The 20,030-nt window shown below is 69.2% G+C and carries 20 protein-coding genes; 7 read left to right on the forward strand and 13 right to left on the reverse strand.

Features of this window, described 5'->3' with window-relative positions:
• Positions 1 to 3: 3 nt before the first annotated feature.
• The 3 genes from ACFVJS_RS01200 to typA form a co-directional block, all read right to left on the reverse strand.
• On the reverse strand, positions 4 to 1,305 hold the full coding sequence (locus ACFVJS_RS01200; RefSeq protein ID WP_378876614.1) for an extracellular solute-binding protein: 1,302 nt from the start codon (positions 1,303 to 1,305) through the stop codon (positions 4 to 6).
• A 74-nt stretch (positions 1,306 to 1,379) separates the two neighbouring features.
• Positions 1,380 to 2,276, reverse strand: a complete 897-nt coding sequence (locus tag ACFVJS_RS01205) for a class II fructose-bisphosphate aldolase (RefSeq protein ID WP_378876616.1) — start codon at positions 2,274 to 2,276, stop codon at positions 1,380 to 1,382.
• Between the two features lie 122 nt (positions 2,277 to 2,398).
• Positions 2,399 to 4,288, reverse strand: a complete 1,890-nt coding sequence (gene typA / locus ACFVJS_RS01210; RefSeq protein ID WP_378876618.1) for a translational GTPase TypA — start codon at positions 4,286 to 4,288, stop codon at positions 2,399 to 2,401.
• A gap of 98 nt (positions 4,289 to 4,386) precedes the next feature.
• Here typA and ACFVJS_RS01215 point away from each other — a divergent pair, with 98 nt between their 5' ends.
• Positions 4,387 to 5,679 carry a M4 family metallopeptidase gene (locus ACFVJS_RS01215; protein WP_378876620.1) on the forward strand — a complete coding sequence of 431 codons (1,293 nt, stop codon included), beginning with the start codon at positions 4,387 to 4,389 and terminating at the stop codon, positions 5,677 to 5,679.
• Positions 5,680 to 5,689: 10 nt separating this feature from the next.
• Here the strand turns inward: ACFVJS_RS01215 and ACFVJS_RS01220 are convergent, their stop codons facing one another.
• Positions 5,690 to 6,382, reverse strand: a complete 693-nt coding sequence (locus ACFVJS_RS01220) for an aspartate/glutamate racemase family protein (protein ID WP_378876622.1) — start codon at positions 6,380 to 6,382, stop codon at positions 5,690 to 5,692.
• Positions 6,383 to 6,478: 96 nt separating this feature from the next.
• Positions 6,479 to 7,222: an SDR family NAD(P)-dependent oxidoreductase gene (locus tag ACFVJS_RS01225; RefSeq protein ID WP_378876624.1), complete on the reverse strand. Its 744-nt coding sequence runs from the start codon at positions 7,220 to 7,222 to the stop codon at positions 6,479 to 6,481.
• A gap of 136 nt (positions 7,223 to 7,358) precedes the next feature.
• Between ACFVJS_RS01225 and mshA the strand changes: the two genes are divergently transcribed.
• Positions 7,359 to 8,615 (forward strand): D-inositol-3-phosphate glycosyltransferase, encoded by a 1,257-nt coding sequence (gene mshA, locus ACFVJS_RS01230; RefSeq protein WP_378876626.1) that lies wholly within the window; start codon positions 7,359 to 7,361, stop codon positions 8,613 to 8,615.
• A complete protein-coding gene (locus tag ACFVJS_RS01235; RefSeq protein ID WP_378876628.1) occupies positions 8,612 to 9,139 on the forward strand; it encodes a YbjN domain-containing protein in 528 nt (175 codons plus the stop codon). The genes mshA and ACFVJS_RS01235 overlap by 4 nt, the downstream gene beginning before the upstream one ends.
• Here the strand turns inward: ACFVJS_RS01235 and ACFVJS_RS01240 are convergent.
• Both ACFVJS_RS01240 and ACFVJS_RS01245 read right to left on the reverse strand, forming a co-directional pair.
• Complete coding sequence (locus ACFVJS_RS01240) at positions 9,136 to 10,038, reverse strand: DMT family transporter (RefSeq protein ID WP_378876630.1); 903 nt, start codon at positions 10,036 to 10,038, stop codon at positions 9,136 to 9,138. The two genes, ACFVJS_RS01235 and ACFVJS_RS01240, sit on opposite strands and share 4 nt — an antisense overlap.
• A gap of 198 nt (positions 10,039 to 10,236) precedes the next feature.
• The gene (locus tag ACFVJS_RS01245) at positions 10,237 to 11,220 is read right to left on the reverse strand and encodes a GlxA family transcriptional regulator (protein ID WP_378876632.1); all 984 of its coding nucleotides are present in this window, start codon (positions 11,218 to 11,220) and stop codon (positions 10,237 to 10,239) included.
• A gap of 71 nt (positions 11,221 to 11,291) precedes the next feature.
• On the opposite strand from ACFVJS_RS01245, the gene ACFVJS_RS01250 reads away from it, so the two are divergent.
• Positions 11,292 to 12,614: an MFS transporter gene (locus tag ACFVJS_RS01250; protein WP_378876634.1), complete on the forward strand. Its 1,323-nt coding sequence runs from the start codon at positions 11,292 to 11,294 to the stop codon at positions 12,612 to 12,614.
• Positions 12,615 to 12,695: 81 nt separating this feature from the next.
• On the opposite strand, the gene ACFVJS_RS01255 is transcribed toward ACFVJS_RS01250, so the two are convergent.
• Both ACFVJS_RS01255 and ACFVJS_RS01260 read right to left on the reverse strand, forming a co-directional pair.
• The gene (locus tag ACFVJS_RS01255) at positions 12,696 to 13,373 is read right to left on the reverse strand and encodes a response regulator transcription factor (RefSeq protein ID WP_071327220.1); all 678 of its coding nucleotides are present in this window, start codon (positions 13,371 to 13,373) and stop codon (positions 12,696 to 12,698) included.
• A complete protein-coding gene (locus ACFVJS_RS01260; protein ID WP_378876636.1) occupies positions 13,370 to 14,527 on the reverse strand; it encodes a sensor histidine kinase in 1,158 nt (385 codons plus the stop codon). The genes ACFVJS_RS01255 and ACFVJS_RS01260 overlap by 4 nt, the downstream gene beginning before the upstream one ends.
• 120 nt (positions 14,528 to 14,647) lie before the next feature.
• On the opposite strand from ACFVJS_RS01260, the gene phoU reads away from it, so the two are divergent.
• Positions 14,648 to 15,298 (forward strand): phosphate signaling complex protein PhoU, encoded by a 651-nt coding sequence (gene phoU, locus ACFVJS_RS01265; RefSeq protein WP_165111251.1) that lies wholly within the window; start codon positions 14,648 to 14,650, stop codon positions 15,296 to 15,298.
• A gap of 89 nt (positions 15,299 to 15,387) precedes the next feature.
• On the opposite strand, the gene ACFVJS_RS01270 is transcribed toward phoU, so the two are convergent.
• The 3 genes from ACFVJS_RS01270 to ACFVJS_RS01280 are packed head-to-tail and all read right to left on the reverse strand — an operon-like array spanning position 15,388 to position 17,901.
• Complete coding sequence (locus ACFVJS_RS01270) at positions 15,388 to 16,128, reverse strand: phosphoglyceromutase (RefSeq protein ID WP_378876638.1); 741 nt, start codon at positions 16,126 to 16,128, stop codon at positions 15,388 to 15,390.
• Positions 16,128 to 16,934, reverse strand: a complete 807-nt coding sequence (locus ACFVJS_RS01275) for a hypothetical protein (RefSeq protein WP_378876640.1) — start codon at positions 16,932 to 16,934, stop codon at positions 16,128 to 16,130. The genes ACFVJS_RS01270 and ACFVJS_RS01275 overlap by 1 nt, the downstream gene beginning before the upstream one ends.
• Positions 16,935 to 16,977: 43 nt before the next feature.
• A complete protein-coding gene (locus ACFVJS_RS01280; RefSeq protein WP_378876642.1) occupies positions 16,978 to 17,901 on the reverse strand; it encodes a UbiA family prenyltransferase in 924 nt (307 codons plus the stop codon).
• Between the two features lie 235 nt (positions 17,902 to 18,136).
• On the opposite strand from ACFVJS_RS01280, the gene ACFVJS_RS01285 reads away from it, so the two are divergent.
• Together ACFVJS_RS01285 and ACFVJS_RS01290 are read left to right on the forward strand one after the other, a co-directional pair.
• Positions 18,137 to 18,622 (forward strand): CarD family transcriptional regulator, encoded by a 486-nt coding sequence (locus ACFVJS_RS01285; protein WP_008360791.1) that lies wholly within the window; start codon positions 18,137 to 18,139, stop codon positions 18,620 to 18,622.
• A gap of 79 nt (positions 18,623 to 18,701) precedes the next feature.
• A complete protein-coding gene (locus ACFVJS_RS01290) occupies positions 18,702 to 19,301 on the forward strand; it encodes a 2-C-methyl-D-erythritol 4-phosphate cytidylyltransferase (protein WP_378876644.1) in 600 nt (199 codons plus the stop codon).
• A gap of 4 nt (positions 19,302 to 19,305) precedes the next feature.
• On the opposite strand, the gene ACFVJS_RS01295 is transcribed toward ACFVJS_RS01290, so the two are convergent.
• The gene (locus ACFVJS_RS01295; RefSeq protein WP_378876646.1) at positions 19,306 to 19,998 is read right to left on the reverse strand and encodes a 2-C-methyl-D-erythritol 4-phosphate cytidylyltransferase; all 693 of its coding nucleotides are present in this window, start codon (positions 19,996 to 19,998) and stop codon (positions 19,306 to 19,308) included.
• Between the last annotated feature and the right edge of the window lie 32 nt (positions 19,999 to 20,030).

Below are 20,030 nucleotides of genomic sequence, written 5' to 3' on the forward strand. Positions count from 1 at the left end.
GGATCAGGACATTCCTTCGACGCCCTCGACGAAGGTCGCCCACGACTTCTCGGGGTCGGTGCCCTCGTCCACACGTCGGATCGCCTGCTGGAAGAGGCCCAGGATGTCGGAGTACTTGTCACCCTTGAACGGGACACCCGCCGGCACGGCCTCCGCACGGCTGGCGAGGATCTGCGAGGTCGGGGCGTTGTTGAAGTAGGGGTCGGTGGCGTTCTCCTCGGCCAGGACCGACTGTGCCTCCAGGTTGGCGGGGAAGTTGCCGGCCACCTTGGACGCGGCCACCTGGGACTCGGCGTTGGTCAGGTAGTTGGCGAACTCCTTGGCCTCCTCCTGGTGCTCCGACTGCGCCGGGACGGCGAGGTAGGAGCCGCCCCAGTTGCCGCCGCCGCCCGGGAAGGCGTCGACGATGTCCCAGCCCTTCACGTCAGGCGCTGAGTCCTTGATGTTGGCGAACATCCAGCCCGGGCACGGGATGGTGGCGAAACCGTCGTTGGTGAAGTTGGCCATCCAGTCCTCGCCCCACTGCTCGACCTTCGTCGAGAGGGTGGGGGCGTACTGCGAGACCGTGTCGTAGACCTCCCGGAGCTCCGGGTTGTCGACGTCGATCTTCTGGTCCTTGGTCTGGAACGGGAACTCGACCTGGTTGAGCATCGCCTGGGCGATCGCACCGCTGGAGTCGTACCAAGCCGTGTTCGGCACCTTCTTCTTGAACTGCTCGCCGGTGGCGAAGTAGGTGTCCCAGTCCTTGAAAAGGGCCTTCACGGACTCGCGGTCGGACGGGAGGCCGGCCTTCTCGAAGAGGTCGGCGCGGTAGCAGAACGCCTCGGGGCCGGCGTCGGTCGGGTAGCCGATCTGCTTGCCGTCGGCGGTCTGGCCCTCGAGGTACTTCGACTCCATCCAGCGGTTGTCGAGCTCCTTGTCGGTGAGGTCGACGAACTGCTCGGAGGCGCCCTCGGCGACGAGCGCGGGCATCATGTCGCCCTCGACGGCGACGATGTCGGTGAGGCCCTCGCCGGACTGCAGGCCGGTGGTGAGACTCTGCTTCCAGGTGTCCCACTCGGCGACCACGGTCTGCTTGACCTTGAAGGGGCGCTCAGGGTCGGCGTTCCACTCCTTGATGAGGTCGCCGTAGCCGAATTCGCTGAACGTCGTGATGGTCAGGGTGTCGTCCTTGCCGAGGGCGGCCTGCTCGTCGTCGCCACCGCCACCGCCGCAGGCGGTCAGGCCGGTGACGAGGGAGGCGACCGCGCACGCGGCGAGGGCGGTCCGTGGCGTACGGCGCCATGACTTGGAGATCTTGGACACGGGGGTGCTCCTGCACGTCTGTGTGGGGAGTGAGAGCGCTTCCACTCTCGGGACTAGGGAGAGTGTGAGTGTGCTCACAACTCCGTGTCAAGAGGCGCGGGAGTAACGATTTTGTTGTTGTGGGAGCGCTTCCACTCTATTGGTGAGAAATCACCGTCAGGAGGCGTGCCGTCTCCGTCGCCATGGCATCTCGGCCGGCGCCGAGATAGCGGCGCTGGTCGACCAGCTCGGGGTCGGCGCCGAGGGTCGCGCACCGCGGCGGTGAACGCCTTGTTGAGCTGGGTGGCGACGTTGATCTTCGTCATCCCGGCCGCGATGGCGGCCCGGAGCCCGTCGTCGCTCACGCCGGAAGAGCCATGCAGGACCAGCGGTACGTCGACCGTGCGGCGGATCGCCGAGATCAGCGCCTCGTCCAGGGTCGCGTCACGCGTGGTCATCTTGTGGCTCGACCCGACCGCGACGGCGAGGGCGTCGATACCGGTGCTGGCGACGAAAGCGGCCGCCTGTTGAGGGTCGGTGCGGACGCCGGGCGCGTGGACGCCGCTCTTGCCGCCCACCGCCCCCAGCTCGGCCTCGACGTGGGCACCCCGGTCGTGACAGCGGCGGGTGACGGCGGCGGTGCGGGTGAGGTTGTCCGCGTAGGACAGCTGGGACGCGTCGTACATCACCGACGAGAAGCCGAGGTCGACCGCGATCCCGACCAGGCGCTCGTCGGTCGCGTGGTCCAGGTGGAGCGAGATCGGGATCGTGGAGCTGGACGCGACGGCGATCGCGGCCTGGGCGAGCGGCGCCAGTCCGCCGTGATAGCGCACCGCGTTCTCGCTGATCTGCACGATGACCGGCAGGTTCGCAGCTTCGGCACCGGCGGTGATGGCCTCGACGGTCTCGAGGTTGATCGCGTTGAAGGCGGCGACACCGCGGCCTTCCTGGTAGGCCGCGCTGACGAGCGCGGCAGTGGTCGTGAGGGTCACTCAACTCTCCTTGACGACGGTCCCGGCCTCCACATGCGTACGCATCATGGTGGAAGTGTCGCAGGCCGAACACAACGAAACGGCCGCCGACCCAAGGGTCGGCGACCGTCGTGAGGACCCAGCTACTTGTTGGCCTTGCGCGCTCGGCTCGCGATCTTCGCCCGCTCGTTCTGGTCGAGGATGACCTTGCGGATACGGATCTGGTCCGGGGTGATCTCGACGCACTCGTCCTCGCGGCAGAACTCCAGGCACTGCTCGAGGGAGAGCTTCTTCGGCGGGATGAGCTTCTCGAAGTTGTCGGAGGTGGCGGACCGGATGTTGGTCTGCTGCTTCTCCTTGGTGATGTTGACGTCCATGTCGTCCTGGCGGGAGTTCTCGCCGACGATCATGCCCTCGTAGACCTCGGTGGTCGGCTCGACGAAGAGCACGCCACGCTCCTGGAGCGAGGTCATCGCGTAGGCCGAGGCGGCACCGGCGCGGTCGGCGACCAGCGAGCCGTTGTTGCGCGAGCGGATCTCGCCGGCCCACGGGAAGTAGCCCTCGGAGATGTGGTGGGCGATGCCGGTGCCGCGGGTCTCGGTGAGGAAGTCGGTGCGGAAGCCGATCAGGCCGCGGGAGGGGACGATGAACTCCATCCGGACCCAGCCGGTGCCGTGGTTGGTCATGCCCTCCATGCGGCCCTTGCGGTTGGCGAGCAGCTCGGTGATGGTGCCGAGGAACTCCTCCGGGGCGTCGATGGTGAGGCGCTCGAACGGCTCGTGGAGCTTGCCGTCGACCTCGCGGGTGACCACCTGCGGCTTGCCGACGGTCAGCTCGTAGCCCTCGCGACGCATCTGCTCGACGAGGATCGCCAGCGCGAGCTCACCGCGGCCCTGCACCTCCCAGGCGTCGGGGCGGTCGGTCGGCAGGACGCGCAGCGACACGTTGCCGATGAGCTCCTGGTCGAGGCGGTCCTTGACCATCCGCGCGGTCACCTTGGCGCCCTTGACCTTGCCCACCAGCGGGGAGGTGTTGGTGCCGATGGTCATCGAGATGGCCGGGTCGTCGACGTGGATCAGCGGCAGCGCGACCGGGTTCTCCGGGTCGGCCAGCGTCTCGCCGATCATGATCTCGGGGATGCCCGCGACGGCGACGATGTCGCCGGGGCCGGCCTCCTCGCCGGGCTTGCGCTCGAGGCCGTCGGTGATGAGCAGCTCGGTGATGCGTACGTTCTTGGTCTCGCCGTTGCGCTGCATCCAGGCGACGTTCTGGCCCTTCTTCAGGGTGCCCTGGTGGATGCGGACCAGCGCCAGGCGACCCAGGAACGGGGAGGCGTCGAGGTTGGTGACGTGGGCCTGCAGCGGCGCGCCGGCCTCGTAGGTCGGGGCCGGGATGGTCTCCAGGATGGTGGAGAAGAGCGGCTCGAGGTCCTTGGAGTCGGGCAGCTCGCCGTTGGCCGGCTGCTCCAGCGAGGCGACGCCGGCCTTGCCGGAGGCGTAGATCACCGGGAAGTCGAGGGCGTCTTGGCTGTGGGAGTCGTCGAGCAGGTCCATGAAGAGCTCGTACGTCTCGTCGACGACCTCCTCGATGCGGGCGTCGGGGCGGTCGACCTTGTTGACGACCAGCACGACCGGCATGTCGGCGTTGAGCGCCTTGCGCAGCACGAACCGGGTCTGCGGCAGCGGGCCCTCGGAGGCGTCCACCAGCAGCACGATCCCGTCGACCATCGACAGGCCGCGCTCGACCTCACCACCGAAGTCGGCGTGGCCGGGGGTGTCGATGATGTTGATCGTCATCCCCTCGGGCGCGCTCGGCCCGTTGTAGTGGATGGCGGTGTTCTTCGCGAGGATGGTGATGCCCTTCTCGCGCTCCAGGTCACCGGAGTCCATGACGCGGTCCTCGACCGACTCCATGGCGTGCTCGGAGAAGGCACCGGCCTGCTTCAGCATGGCGTCGACCAGCGTGGTCTTGCCGTGGTCGACGTGCGCAACGATGGCGACGTTGCGAAGATTGGCCTTGAGGATCTCGGACATGTGCGAAGCGGCTCGATTTCTGGCGCGGGACGGGACGTCTGATCTTATCCGTCGCGACCTCCTTGACCCGCATCCGGAGATGACGGTTGGCTGAACCCATGACCTCTCGGAATCACGTCTGCCACATCGTGCCCCCCTACCTGATGCAGCGGCTCGATCCCGGTCGTCTCGACCAGGACAACGGTTTCCGAGCCGCTCGGGCCGAGCACCTGAGCAGGGTCCTCGCCGAGCTCCCCGCCCCGGAGGCGGGCCGCACCGCCGCCGAGGCCGGCGACTGGACCGTCTACTCCGCCGGCAACGGCACCGACCTGCCCGGGGAGAAGGTCCGCGCCGCGGGTGAGCCGGAGTCGGGCGACGAGAGCGTCGACGAGGCAGCGACCGGCATCACCGCCTCGCTCGCGCTCTTCGAGGAGGTCTACGGCCGCGACTCCTACGACGGTGAGGGCATCGAGGTCGTGATGACCGTCCACTACGACCGCAACTACGCCAACGCCTTCTGGGACGGCACCCAGCTCGTCTTCGGCGACGGTGACGGCGAGGTCTTCCAGCGCTTCACCAAGGCCATCGACGTGATCGGCCACGAGCTCTCCCACGCCGTCACCGAGCACACCGCCGGCCTCGTCTACCAGGGTCAGCCCGGCGCGCTCAACGAGCACATCTCCGACGTCTACGGCTCCTGCATCAAGCAGCGCCTCCTCGGCCAGAGCGCCGTGGAGGCCGACTGGATCATCGGCGCCGGTCTCTTCACCGACTCGGTCCAGGGCGTCGGCCTGCGGCACATGCTCGAGCCCGGGACCGCCTACGACGACCCCGACCTGGGCAAGGACCCGCAGCCGGCCCACATGGACGACATCTACGAGGGCACCGACGACAACGGCGGCGTGCACATCAACTCCGGCATCCCCAACCGCGCCTTCGCCCTCGCCGCCACGGCGATCGGCGGCAGCTCGTGGGACGGTGCCGGCAAGATCTGGTACGCCGCGCTGACCAACGGTGCTGTCACCACCGACACCGACTTCGCCGGGTTCGCGGCGGCCACCATCGCCGAGGCCGGGGAGCACGCCGAGGCGGTCACGACGGCCTGGTCCGAGGTCGGCGTCACCCCGGCGTCCGGGACGCCCGCGCCCGACGGCGAGGCGCCGACCGTGGTGAAGGTACGCCGCAGCGGCGGGTTCATCGGGCGTACGACGGAGGGGGCGGTCGAGCTCGCGCCCGGCGACTCACAGGCGGCCACGGTGCGTGACCTGCTGGCCAAGGCGGTCCCGTCGAAGCCGAAGGGCGCCGACCGCTACATCTACGAGTTCGAGGTGGATGGGCAGCGGACGGTCGTGCACGAGGGCGACCTGAGCCCCGAGCTGCGCGAGCTCGCCAACCGGATGCTCGAGCAGTAGACCGCGACGACTACGAGCCGAGGGCCCGGTTGAGGGCCGCCTCGACGTGAACGGTGATGGCGTCGAGGATGGGTACGTCGACATCGCTGGGCCGCACCAGGAGACTGAGCTCGGAGGCACCGAGGATGACACCGTCGGACCCGGCGTCCCACAGCTCGTGGACGACCTCGAGGACCCGCTTGCGTGATCCGGGCACGACGTTCCGGTGGACGAGCTCCTCGTAGATGATCGAGTCGAGCATCTCCACATGGAGGGTGTCGGGCAGGTTCACGTCGACACCGTGGTCGGAGATCCGCTGCGCGAAGAAGTCGTTCTCCACGGTGTAGCGGGTGGCGAGGAAGCCGGCCTTGGTGATGCCGAGCTCCTTGGACTTCTCGGCGAGCACGTCGGCCAGGTGCAGCACCGGTGCGTCGACGGCGGCAGCCACCTCGTCGTAGACCTTGTGGAAGGTGGTGGTGCACAGCAGGATGAAGTCGGCCCCACCGGCCACGACGCTGCGCGCGGCCGCGACCAGGATCTCGGCGACCTGGTCCCAGGACTCCTTCTCCTGCAGCGCCGTCAGCTCGGCCAGGTCGACGGAGGCCAGCACGATCTTGGCGGAGTGAAGACCGCCGAGCCGCTCCTGGACACCCTTGTTGAGTCCCTCGTAGTAAGCGGCTGTGCTTTCCCAGCTCATGCCGCCGATGAGTCCGATCGTCTGCACGGTTCGAGTGTGACACCGTCGGCTGCCACGTACTCAATCCTCGGCGCCCCTCTGGCCTGGTCCAGACCAGGTCAGAGGCCGGTTCGGAGGTCGGGGTCAGCCCTCGCGGTGCACCTTGTGCGGGGCGGCCTGGGCGCGCGGCTTGATGACCAGCTCGTCGATGTTGACGTGAGCCGGCCGGGTGGCCATCCAGACGATCGCGTCGGCGATGTCCTCGGCCACCAGCGGCTCCGCGACGCCCCGGTAGACGGCGTCGGCCGCGGCCTGGTCGCCGCCGAGGCGGACGAGCGAGAACTCCTCGGTCTGCACCATCCCCGGCGCGATCTCCATGATCCGCACCGGCTTGTCGACGATCTCCAGGCGCAGGGCCTCGGTGACCGCGCGGGTGCCGAACTTGGCCGCGTTGTAGCCGGCGCCGCCCTCGTAGGCGCGGCGGCCGGCGATCGAGCCGACGTTGACGACCGCGCCCGCGCCCGAGGCGATCAGGGCCGGGAGCAGCGCCTTGGTCACCCGGGTCAGGCCGATCACGTTGACCTCGAACATCGCCTGCCACTTGGCCAGGTCGGCCTCGGCCACCTGGTCCACGCCGAAGGCGCCGCCGGCGTTGTTGACGAGCAGGTCGAGACGGTCACCGACCGCTTCGGCCAGCGCGGCGACGGACTCGTCGGAGGTGACATCGGTCGCGACCGCGGTGCCACCGATCTCCGCGGCCAGTGCCTCGATCCGGTCGGCCCGGCGGGCGGCGAGGAAGACGTGGTAGCCCTCCTTGGCGAGCTGGCGGGCGGTGGCGGCGCCGATCCCGCTCGAGGCGCCGGTGACGACAGCGTTCTTGGAGGGCATGGATCCATTCTCTCGTGGGTCGCTCGACATTGGGTATCGGGTCCCACGATCGAAGATGATTCCCGCCGCAGGGAATGATGTCCCGCGTTCGCGTGTTGATGGGTGCGACCGAAGGCGTTCACAAGAAGGGGCAGGCATGATCCACCGCGTGGCGATGGTCAGTCTGCACACCTCTCCGCTCGACCAGCCCGGCACCGGCGACGCCGGCGGCATGAACGTCTACGTGCTCGAGCTCTCCCGGCGGCTGGCCACGCAGGGCATCGCGGTCGACATCTTCACGCGCGCGACCTCCTCGCGCCTGCCGCAGGTCGTGGAGGCGTACGACGGGGTGGCGGTCCACCACGTCCACGCCGGTCCCTTCGAGGGGCTCGCCAAGGGCGACCTCCCCGGTCAGCTGTGCACGTTCGCGCGCGAGGTGCTCCGCGCCGAGGCGTCCAACCCGCCGGGCTACTTCGACGCCGTCCACTCCCACTACTGGCTCTCCGGCCAGGTCGGGGCGCTCTCCCGCGACCGCTGGGGCGTGCCGCTGGTCCACTCCATGCACACCATGGCCAAGGTCAAGAACGAGGCGCTCGCCGAGGGCGACAGCCCCGAGCCCGATGCCCGGGTGATCGGCGAGGAGCAGGTCGTCGACGCGGCCGACATGCTGATCGCCAACACCGACCTCGAGGCCAAGCAGCTGATCAACATGTACGACGCCGAGCCCGGTCGCGTCGCCGTCGTGCATCCCGGGGTCGACCTGCGGGTCTTCCGTCCGCGCGGGCGGGCCGCCGCGCGTGCCGCGCTCGGCCTGCCGGCCCGCGCTCACGTGCTCCTCTTCGCCGGCCGCATCCAGCCGCTCAAGGCTCCCGACGTACTCCTGCGGGCGGCTGCCGTCATGCTCGCCCGCGACCCGTCGCTGCGCCGGTCGCTGGTGGTGCCGGTCGTGGGGGGTCCCTCCGGTTCCGGCCTCGAGCACCCGACCGGCCTGGCCGATCTGGCCGCTGAGCTGGGGATATCCGACGTGGTCCGGTTCGTGCCGCCGGTGCGCCAGGACGAGCTCGCGCTCTGGTACTCCGCCGCCTCCGTGGTCGCCGTCCCCTCCTACAACGAGTCCTTCGGTCTGGTCGCCGTCGAGGCGCAGGCGTGCGGCACCCCGGTCGTCGCGGCCGCGGTCGGCGGCCTGACCACCGCGGTACACCACGGCCGCAGCGGTCTCCTGGTCGACGGACACGACCCGGCCCAGTGGGCCGACGCCCTCACCAACGCCGTCGCCTCCCACTCGCGCTGGTCGGCGCTGGCCGACGGCGCGCGCGAACACGCCCAGGACTTCTCCTGGGATCTCACCGCACGCAATACGCTCGAGGTCTACGAAGAGGCCAAGATGCTGATGCGTGAGGAGCTGACGGCATGAATGCGCAATCGCGGACCGAGCAGGACGAGGTCGTACGCGGCTGGCTGAAGTCCAACGACCTGACCTGGGACGAGACGGAGCTGCCGAGCGGGGACCTGGTCTTCTCGTTCTCGCTCCCGGGCGAGCGCAAGCTGCAGACGCCGGTCCGGCTCGACCTCGGGCAGCACGCGTTGGGTGTGCACGCCTTCGTCTGCCGCCGCCCCGACGAGAACCACGAGACCGTCTACCGCTGGCTGCTCGAGCGCAACCTGCGGCTCTACGGGGTGGCCTTCGGGCTCGACCGGCTCGGCGACATCTACCTCGACGGCCGGCTGCCGCTCGCGATGGTCACGGCGGACGAGCTCGATCGCCTGCTCGGCTCGGTCCTGACGTACGCGGACGAGTCCTTCAACACCATCCTCGAGCTCGGCTTCGCGTCCTCGATCCGCAAGGAGTGGGAGTGGCGCAAGCTGCGCGGTGAGTCGACGGCGAACCTCGAGGCGTTTCGCGGGTGGCTCGAGCGCGAGGACACCGCCAAGGGCTAACGCGGCTGGCGGCGGGTGATCAGCACACCCGCGATGCACATCGCGCCACCGACGAAGGCGAGCGCCGGCGGCACCTCGCCGAGCACCAGCCACGCCATCAGGGCGGTGATGAACGGCACCAGGAACGTCGACTGCGCAAACTTGCCGGCATCGGAGTGGGAGAGCGCATAAGCCCAGGTCACGAATGCCAGGGCGCTCGGGAAGAGGCCGAGGTAGACGATCCAGCCGAGGTTGGCGACGCTGATGTCGGGGATCGTGGTGACCAGCTCGCCCGACCAGGGCAGGCAGACGACGAGGCCGGCGACGGCGTACCAGAACGTCAGCAGCAGCGCGCTCATCGTCGGCAGCAGCTTCTTCTGCGTCAGCACGCCGACGGCGAAGGTCATCGCGGCGACCAGCGAGAGGATGACACCGATCCAGTCGCCGGTGTCGCCGTTGGCCGAGGCGCGCCCGATCAGGACGACGCCCGCGAACCCGACGCCGGTGCCGATCAGGATCCAGCGGTGGATCCGCTCCTTGAGGACGACGCCGGCCAGGAGGGCCACCAAGATCGGTCCGACCTGGATGATCAGGGCGGCGGTGGCGGCGTCGATCCGCCGCTCCGACTCGTTGAGCGCGAGGTTGTAGATGCCCAGCCACGACACGCCGCCGAGAGCGATCAGCGGCCATTCCCGCTTGGTCGGCAGGCGGAACCCGCCCTTCAGCGCGAGGTAGGCACCGAGCGCCGCGACCATCACGATCAGCCGGCCCAGCGACAGGCTCCCCGGCGGGACAGTGTCACCCAGGTGACGGATCCCGACGAACGCCGATGCCCACAGAACCAGCGTGAGCCCACAGGCGACGAGCGGCTTCCAGAGCGGTGTCGTCGTGGAGGGGGCCGGTTCGATCGTCGTCGTCACGATAAGAGGCTAGAGACAGGTTCGCATTCCGGCGAGCGGATATCGGCCAACGATGTTCGACATCCCGCCATCTCGTCCCCGCCGAAGCGTCGACCGCGTCGGCCGAGACGTCGCTGGCGTCGGCCGAGACGTCAATTGCCGCCTACTCGGCCGACCGGGGTGACGCTTCGGCCGACGGGGGTGACGCCTCGGTGGATGTCAGCCGCGGAAGGTTCGTCTGTACGCCGTCGGGGTGACGCCGAGGGCAGCGTGGAAGTGGAGGCGGAGGGACTGAGCGGTGCTGAGTCCGCAGCGGGCGGCGACCTGCTCCATGCTCAGGTCGGTGGTTTCCAGGAGGGTGCGGGCGAGCTCGATGCGCCGGCGCTGGAGCCAGCGGCCGGGGGAGTCGCCGGTCTCGTCGCGGAACCGCCTGGTGAAGGTACGCACCGACATCGACACCTGGGCCGCCATCGTCTCCAGGGTGAGCGGCTGGTCGAGGTGAGCGAGCGCCCAGGCGGTCGCCGCCGAGATGCCGGTGCCGCCCGGCGCCGGCGCAGGGTGGCGGATGAACTGCGCCTGGCCGCCGTCGCGGTGGGGCGGGACGACCGTCGCGCGGGCGACCCGGTTGGCGACCGCGGCGCCGTGGTCGCTGCGTACGACATGCAGGCAGAGGTCTACGCCGGAGGCCACGCCGGCGGAGGTGAGGATGTCGCCGTCGTCGACGAAGAGTACGTCAGGGTCCAGCTTGACCTGCGGAAACAGTGCGCGGAAGTCGTCGGTGTGGGCCCAGTGGGTCGTCGCCGGACGGCCGTCGAGGAGACCGGCGGCGGCGAGCGCGAAGGCGCCGGTGCAGATCGACATGATCCTGGTGCCGGGTCGGATCATGTCGATCGCCTCCTTGAGCGGCGCCGTCAGCACGCAGTCGGAGACGGTCGGGTAGTCGCGGCCGAACTTCGGGATCACCACGGTGTCGGCCTCGGCGAGGGCTTCGGGACCGTGCGGCGCGAGGACGACCACGTCGGAGTCCGACTGCACGGGCCCGGGCCCGTCGGGGGTGCAGGTGATGACCTCGTAGAGCAGCCGGTCCTGGCTGTCGCGTGCCTTGCCGAAGATCCGGTGCGGGATGCCGATCTCGAACGGGATGAACCCGTCCTGGATCAGCACCGCGACCCGGTGCGGAGAGGGAACCCGTACGTCACCCATGGCTGGATCTTATCGATAGATGTCAATCAGGCCACTGTCGGTCCGGGCGAGCACCCGGAAGGATCATCCCCATGACCCTTCGACAGGCTCAGGACACCGCCCAGACGACGACCCCGCCGCCTGCCGGCCGCACCTCCGCCCGTCGACCCCGCATCCACCCCGCCTGGTGGGTGGCCGGCATCGCCTTCGTGACCATCGTCGGCGCCGCCGCCTTCACCGCGGCACCTGGGCTCCTGGTCGGTCCGCTGCACGAGGAGTTCGGCTGGTCGCGGGGCACGATCGGGGCCGGGATCACGCTGCAGCTCGCGCTCTATGGCCTGACCGCGCCGTTCGCCGCGGCGCTGATGGACCGCTTCGGCATCCGTCCCGTGGTGGCCGTCGCGCTCACGATGATCACCCTCGGCTCGCTCGGCACTGTCTGGATGAGCGAGTCGTGGCAGTTCGTCCTCGGCTGGGGCGTCCTCGTCGGCGGCGGCAGCGGCTGCATGGCGCTCGCCTTCGGCGCCACCATCACCACCCGCTGGTTCGACAAGCGCCAGGGCCTGGTCAGCGGTCTGCTGACCGCCGGAGGCGCCTCGGGACAGCTGATCTTCCTGCCGGTGCTGGCCATCCTGATCGGCGAGTTCGGCTGGCGGGCCGCCTCGGTCACGATCGCCCTGGTCGCGGCCGCGGTGATCCCGTTCGTGCTCCTGCTGCTCCGCGACTACCCGGCCGACGTCGGCCTCGCGCCCTACGGTGCGTCGCAGATCGTGCCGCGGCCCGCACCGGCGACCGGCGCCGCGCTGCGGACCGTGCGAGTGCTCGGGATGGCGATGCGTACGAAGGCCTTCTGGCTCCTCGCCGGCGCCTTCGCGATCTGCGGGATCACCACGAACGGGCTGATCAGGACCCACTTCGTGCCTGCCGCGCACGACCACGGTATGGCCACGGTCGCGGCCGCCTCGCTGCTCGCCGTGATCGGCATCTTCGACGTTGCCGGGACGATCTTCTCCGGCTGGCTCACCGACCGTTTCAACCCGGTGGTGCTGCTCGGCGTCTACTACTCGCTGCGCGGGATCTCGCTGATCTTCCTGCCGATGCTGCTGGCACCCGAGGTGCACATCCCGATGGTGTTCTTCATCGTCTTCTACGGCCTCGACTGGGTCGCCACCGTGCCGCCCACGCTGGCGCTCTGCCGCGAGGTCTGGCCCGAAGACGCCCCGATCGTCTTCGGTTGGGTCCTCGCCTCCCACCAGGTCGGCGCCGGTCTGGTCGCTTGGGTCGGCGGCGTCGTCCGCGACGTCACCGGTTCCTACGACCTGGTCTGGTACGCCGCCGGCGCGTTGTGCGCCGCCGCCGCGCTGATGTCGCTGGTGATGCCGCGGGTGCCGGCCGCGGTTCAGCAAGGTATGTAGAGAAACCGTCGCTTCCCAAGCGGAGTTCCGCGTGGGAAGCGACGGTTCGGCTGCATACCTAGACGAACATCCAGCCGGCCCTCACAGATCGAGCTTGTAACCCAGCCCTCGTACGGTGACCAGGAACTTCGGCTCGGACGGGTCCGGCTCGAGCTTGGCGCGCAGGCGCTTGACGTGGACGTCGAGGGTCTTGGTGTCGCCGACGTAGTCGGAGCCCCAGACCCGGTCGATGAGCTGGCCGCGGGTGAGGACCCGGCCGGGGTTGCGCAGGAACATCTCGAGGAGCTCGAACTCCTTGAGGGGCAGGCGCTGCTCGTTGCCGTCGACGGTCACGACGTGGCGCTCCACGTCCATCCGGACGGGGCCGGCCTCGAGGGTGGCCGGGGCGGTGTCGGGCTCGGTGCCGCGGCGGAGGACGGCGCGGATGCGGGCGACGAGCTCGCGCGGCGAGTAGGGCTTGGTGACGTAGTCGTCGGCACCGAGCTCGAGTCCGACGACCTTGTCGACCTCGTCGTCCTTGGCGGTCACCATGATGACCGGGACGGACGAGGTGGCCCGGATCTGCCGGCACACCTCGGTGCCGGAGAGGCCGGGAAGCATCAGGTCGAGCAGCACGATGTCTGCCCCGTTGCGGTCGAATTCCTTCAGAGCGTCGGTGCCGTCCTCGGCGACGGCGACCTCGAAGCCCTCCTTGCGGAGCATGTAGGACAGCGCCTCGCTGTAGCTGGCTTCATCTTCGACGACGAGTACCCGGGTCACGGGCGTTCCTCCTTGCTTGTGCCGGACTGCCCGGCAGTTGGTAGGTGCTGGGGCAGCGTGAGGGTGAAGGTGGAACCCTGACCCTCCTGCGACCAGACCTTGACCTCGCCACCATGTGTGGCGGCGACGTGCTTGACGATCGAGAGGCCGAGACCGGTGCCGCCGGTGGAGCGGTGGCGGGCGGGGTCGACCCGGTAGAAGCGCTCGAAGATCCGGTCGATCTCCGTGGACGGGATGCCGATGCCCTGGTCCACCACGGAGATCTCGACGGAGCCGTCGGTGGCGCGGGTGGAGACGGTCACGGTCGAGCCGGGGTCGGAGTAGGCGACCGCGTTGGAGACCAGGTTGGTCACCGCGGTCGAGACCTGCTCCTCGTTGCCGAAGACGTGCAGCCCGGCGGTGCCGGCGCTGACCACGTTGATGCTCTTGGCGTCGGCATCGACGGTCGAGCTGTCGATGGCGGACGCGATGACCTTGTCGACGTCGACCGCGACCGGGGCCTCCAGAGGCTCGTCACCCTGGAGCCGGGAGAGCTCGATGATCTGCTGGACGAGCTCGGTCAGGCGCTCGGACTCGGTGATCATCCGGTTGGAGAAGCGGCGTACGGCCTCGGGGTCGTCGGAGGCCTCGGTGACCGCGTCGGCCAGCACCCGGATCGCGCCGACCGGGGTCTTGAGCTCATGGCTGACGTTGGCGACGAAGTCGCGGCGTACGGCCTCGACGCGGCGTTCGCGGGTGCGGTCCTCGACCAGGGCGAGGGCCAGGCGGGTGCCGAGCGGGGCGACGCGGGCGGTGACGTGGCGCGATGCCCCGTTGGCGCGCGAGATCACCAGCTCGGTCTCGCGGATCTGGCCGTCGCGGCGCACGCCATGGACCAGCTCGGTGAGCTCGGGGGAGACCAGTGAGGTGCCGCGCACCAGCCCCAGGGCGTAGGCGGGAGCGCTGGCCTTCAGGACGGTGTCGTCCTCGTCCACCACGACCGCGCTGCTGCGCAGGACCGAGAGCACAGCGGCCACCTCGGAGGGCACCTTCGGGGGCTCGGTCTCCGGGATCCGCTGGCGGGAACGCTCGCTCATCGCCCACGCAAGCACCGCCGCTCCGGCGACGACAGCGCCGAGGAGCGCAGCAAGAAAGGCCTGCGTCGTCGAGTCCACACGATCAGGGTAATCCCATCAAACACCCTTTCTTCACCACTGGATGTCTCCGCGCCGAACGTTCACCATCGGTTCACTCGCGATGAAGGTCAGTACATGTCAGGTGTCTAGGATCGGGACATGCGCGCTGCTTTCCATGACGACCTCGATGCCATCTTCACCGATCTCACCAATGTCTGTGAGCTGGTATCGGTGGCCGTACGCGACGCCACCATCGCTCTCCTCGAGGCCCGCAACGACCTCGCCGAGCAGGTGATCGACAAGGATGTCGAGATCGACGACGCCCGCGAGCGTATCGAAGAGAACGCCCTCGAGCTGCTCGGACTGCAGTCCCCGGTCGCCGGCGACCTGCGCGTCGTCGTCGCCGCGCTGCGGATGATCTCCGACCTCGAGCGGATGGGCGATCTGTCCGTCCACATCGCCAAGATCGCCCGGCTGCGTACGCCGAACAAGGCTGTTCCCGAGATCGCCGAGCCGACCATCCAGAGAATGGCGGAGGTGGCCGAGCAGATGGTCGGGCGCACCTGCCAGATCCTCCGCGACCGCGATGTCTCCGCGGCTCAGGACCTGGTCGCCGACGACGACGAGATGGACCAGCTGCGGCGCAAGTCGTTCGCCGAGCTGCTGGGCCAGGAGTGGACCGCCGGTGTCGAGCCGGCCGTCGACGTGGCGCTCCTGGGCCGCTACTACGAGCGCATCGCCGACCACGCCGTCACGGTGGCCAACCGGGTCGTCTTCGTGGTGACCGGCGAGACCCCCGCCGACTCCTGAGCCGGCCAGGGATACCCGGTCGACCGGGTATCCCTGGGCTTGACGGGCACTGAAACACCCGTCAAGCCCACGAAGTGCCCGTCAAGTACCTACTGCTTGCCCTGGTTGGCGACTGCCTCAGCCGCGGCGGCCGCGGCCTCGGGGTCGAGGTAGGTGCCGCCGGTGACGACCGGCTTCAGCGACTCGTCGAGCTCGTAGACCAGCGGCTGGGCCGTGGGGATGTTGAGCTTGGCGATGTCGGTGTCGGAGATGCTGTCGAGGTGCTTGACCAGTGCGCGCAGGCTGTTGCCGTGGGCGGTGACCAGGACGGTCTTGCCGGCCTGGAGGTCGGGCACGATCGCCGACTCCCAGTAGGGGATCATCCGGGCGACGACGTCCTTGAGGCACTCGGTCGCGGGCACCTCGATGTCGGCGTAGCGGGCGTCGCCGGCCTGGGAGAACTCGGAGTCGGCCTCGATCGGCGGGGGCGGGACGTCGTAGGAACGACGCCACAGCTGGAACTGCTCCTCGCCGAACTTCTTCAGCGTCTCGGACTTGTTCTTGCCCTGCAGGGCGCCGTAGTGGCGCTCGTTGAGGCGCCAGTCGCGCCGCACCGGGATCCAGTGGCGCTCGGCGGTGTCCAGAGCGATGTTGGCGGTGTTGATCGCTCGACGCAGCAGGCTGGTGTGGACCAGGTCGGGAAGGATCCCGGCCTCGGCCAGCAGCCTGCCGCCGTTGAGGGCCTCGGCCCGGCCCTTGTCGGTGAGGTCGACGTCGACCCAGCCGGTGGAGAGGTTGAGTGCGTTCCACTCGCTCTCGCCGTGACGCAGAAGGACGAGCTTGTAGGTCATCAGTGGGCTTCCTCGGCGCCGGCGAGGGCGGCCGGGGGGAACTCGCACGAGTAGGGGTCCTCGGAGATGGTGCCGGTGGACTCACCGTGCGCCTCGGTCTCACCCTCGGCGCCGGCCTCCGTCTCCGTGGCGTGCTCGCCCTCGGTGGCGTGCTCCTCCTCGGTGGCGTGCTCGTCCTCGGTCGCGGTCTCGGCCGGCAGGGTCGAGGCCTCCTCGCCGGTGGCAGCGCCCTCGGACGCCGGGTCCTCGGCGTTCTTGCCCTTCTTCGCGGGCTTCGAGGTCTCGTCGGCCGCGGCGACGACCTCGGCGTACGGGCCGCACTGGGTGACGACCGGGACCGAGATGGTCCGCTCGTCGCCGTCGGAGAAGGTGAAGGTCATCGGGATGCTGTCGCCGGGCTTGAAGTCGCCGGTGACCGCGATGCCGCCGTTGGCCGGGTCGGCCAGGTTGATGATGCCGGCGGTGGGCAGCTCGATCGGGGTGAACGACTCGGGCGTGACCGTCCTGCTGGCCTCTGACCCGGTGGCGATCGAGGTGACCGACGGCAGCGCCTCCCCGGCGACGGCCGGGTTGATCGCCGGGTCGAGCGAGAAAGTGCCGACCAGGATGCCGGAGCCTTCCTGCGCGGTCACGATACGAGCTGCGTTGATCCGGATGGCACCGTCGAGCGTCGAGCCGCCGTGGACGATCTCGTTGGGCCGGTCGGTCGCGTAGTCGAAGCTGCTGCAGGCGGTGAGCGCGGGCAGGGTGAGGGCCACGAGGGCACCCGTCACCGCGAGCCGCTTCTGCATAACCTTGGTCGTCACGCGCGACACTCTAGCCGCCCGATCCGCTGATCTCGGAAAAGGGTCACGCACGCAGCCCGACGACGCTCGCGACGTACAGCATCCCGCCGACCACGACCGCGATGTAGACGAGGGTGACGACGAGCAGCTTGCCGGCCCCGAGCTTCAGCCCGGCCTTGAGCGGCAGGTAGGTCCAGCCGTCCTCGTTGTCGGCGACCAGGCCCCACAATGCGGTCAGGAAGTGCACGCCGACACCGAGCGCCGCGGCGAGCGCGACCATCGCCCAGTGCGGCGGCCCACCGGCGGACTCACCGGCCCAACCGGCGTACGAGATGTATCCGGGGTAGCAGGCGAAGGCGGCCGCCCACAGGACCCAGGAGAACAGACCCTTGCGCAGCAGTACGTTGGCGAGCATCCCGATCACCAGGGAACCCAGGTAGAACAGTCCCGCGACGGTGCCCGAGGTGACCGAGAGCGGAATGACGAGGAGTACGCCGCAGCACAGCGCGAACCAGACACCACCGGACTCGAGGCGGCCGTCGGAGATCGGCTTGCCCTCGCGCTCGTGACGACGGTCGACCCCCTGGTCGACGAGGTCGTTGTGCCAACCGAGCACGGCCTGGCCGACGAGCACGGTGACCGCGATCAGGATGACCTCGCGGGTCGTCAACCCGGCGAGGACCGCGGCGACCGAGAGGCCGATGGCGGTCAGCACCGCCTGACGGGGATGGGTGGAGCGGATGAGGAGGAACGGGGCCCAGTTGCCGATCTTGTCCATGACGCTCTGGCTGCTCGCCGGGGTGTCAGGAACGGCCGACGCGCTGGGCTGCGTCTCCTGCTCGCTGCGCTCGCTCACTCCCTCGCTCGGCGCGGACGGACGAGCAAGCTCGCCGCCCGACCTCGCTTCGGTCGTCTCCGGGTCCTGATCCTGGGCGTGCGGCGACACGGTGAAGATGGTCTTGGGGGCGCTCTGCGATGCATTCGCCATGGCGGCAGTATCGGGCACTGCGCCGACACGCGCAGGACAACAGGCTGGCTACGACGAGATTTCGGCCCCGTTTCGAAATCAGCCATGCTGCCACTCTTCACCGGCCTGCGCGCGCGGAACCACACAACTTGTCAATCTGTCAACCCCAGATTAATGCCCTGACCTGCAGAAACGCGGAATCCGAATTCTAAGATCCGTGGTAGACTTATGGCCCTAGGAAGGGGTACCTAAAAATATGACTTTCACCGTCGGCGAGACCGTCGTATACCCGAACCATGGCGCGGCCGTCATCGAAGACATCGAGATGCGCACCATCAAGGGCGAGGAGCGGCAGTATCTGGTCCTCCGCATCATCGCTCAGCAGGACCTCGTGGTGCGTGTTCCGGCCAACAACCTCGAGCTCGTCGGAGTTCGAGATGTCGTAGACAAGGACGGGCTTGATCGAGTCTTCGAGGTGCTTCGTGCGGAGCACGTCGAAGAGCCGACCAACTGGTCGCGTCGTTACAAGGCAAACCTGGAGAAGCTGCACAGCGGCGACGTCATGAAGGTCGCGGAGGTCGTGCGTGATCTGTGGCGCCGTGAGCGTGACCGTGGCCTCTCCGCCGGGGAGAAGCGCATGCTCGCCAAGGCACGCCAGATCCTGGTTTCGGAGCTCGCGCTGTGCGAGCACACCAACGAAGACAAGGCTGAAGTCCTCCTCGACGAGGTGCTGGCCAGCTGACGCTGGTTTCGGTCTGCGTTACAGGCTCCGGGTGATCCCGGGGCCTGTTTCGCGTTCTGAGGTGGCTACGGTGACTCCCATGGAGGATCCTTACGCCGACTACGACGAGATCGACGAGACCGCCGAGGTTCCGCCGGCGCTCGGGACGGTGGCCGACGACGAGCGAGGCTCGCTGCCGTTCGCGCTGATCCACGGTGAGGCGCTGGTCGCCGCCGCCACCTGGTCTCTCGGGGAGTCCGGAGTGACCCCCGTCGACTTCACCACCTCGTGGGACGCCATCGTCGCTGCCGAGGAGCCGCTGGTCCTCCACGACTCGCTGTGCCCGATGACCCCGCCGGCCTTCATCGCCCACTGCGTCACGACCGCGGTCGCCCGCGAGGCGGTCGTCGTCGGCGTACGCCCGGTCACGGACACGGTCAAGAAGCTCACCGCCCAGGACGGCGTGCCGGTGCTCGGCGAGACCATCGACCGGTCCGCGCTCGTCTCGGTCGCCTCACCGATCGTGCTTCCGCCGTCCGTGGTCGCCTCGCTCGACGCCTGGCCCTCCGGCGACTTCGCCCAGATCGCGGGAGTCCTGGCGCGCCGGTTCCCGGTCGTCTCGGTCGAGGCGCCGCCGGTCGGTCGCCGGGTGACGTCGCCGGACGACGTACGTCTGCTGGAGGCGCTCTCGCGCAGCTGACCTGTCAGCCGAGCAGCGCCTCGGCCGCCCGCAGATCGTCGGCGAAGGTCACCTTGAGATTCAGCGGCGAGCTGGGCACGGCCACGATGCGTACGTCGGACGCATAGCGCTCCAACGTCGCGCCGGTGTCGGTGCCGTCGAAACCGTCCGCCGCGGCCTGGGCGTAGGCGGCCAAGAGCTCGGCCGCCCGGAACGCCTGCGGGGTCTGTACGCCGACGAGGGCACCGTCCACCGGCTGGAGGTCCCTCGTCGAGAGGTGGGTGAGCGGCGCGGCCGGGATGGCGCCCCCGTGCTCACGGGCGACGCCGATGACTGCTGCGTAGAGCTCGGGTGCGGTCAGCGGCCGGGCGGTGTCGTGGATCGCGACCACGTCGACGTCCCCGGCCTCGATGTCGGCACGGAGCACCCCGAGCGCGGCCTGCTCGGAGGCGTGCCGGGTGGTGCCGCCGGCGACCATCGCGACCTCGCGCTCGCCCAGCAGGGGCTGCGCCACGGCGGCGACCGCCTCCTCGTCGCCGCTGCGTACGACCAGGACCAGGCGGTGGACGTCGGGCACCTCGAGGGCGGTCCGGAGCGAGAGTCCGAGAGCTGAGGAGGCCGGATCTTCGGACCCGTCGAGGGGGAGCAGCACCTTGTTGGTGGCGGCTCCGACGCGGGTGCCGGATCCGGCGGCCAGGAGTACGAGAGCGGCGGGCACCCCAGGAGGTTATCCGTTCGGCGGAGAAGACG

Origin of the sequence: Nocardioides sp. NPDC057772, from assembly GCF_042798075.1 — a bacterium.
Taxonomy (GTDB): Bacteria; Actinomycetota; Actinomycetes; order Propionibacteriales; family Nocardioidaceae; genus Nocardioides.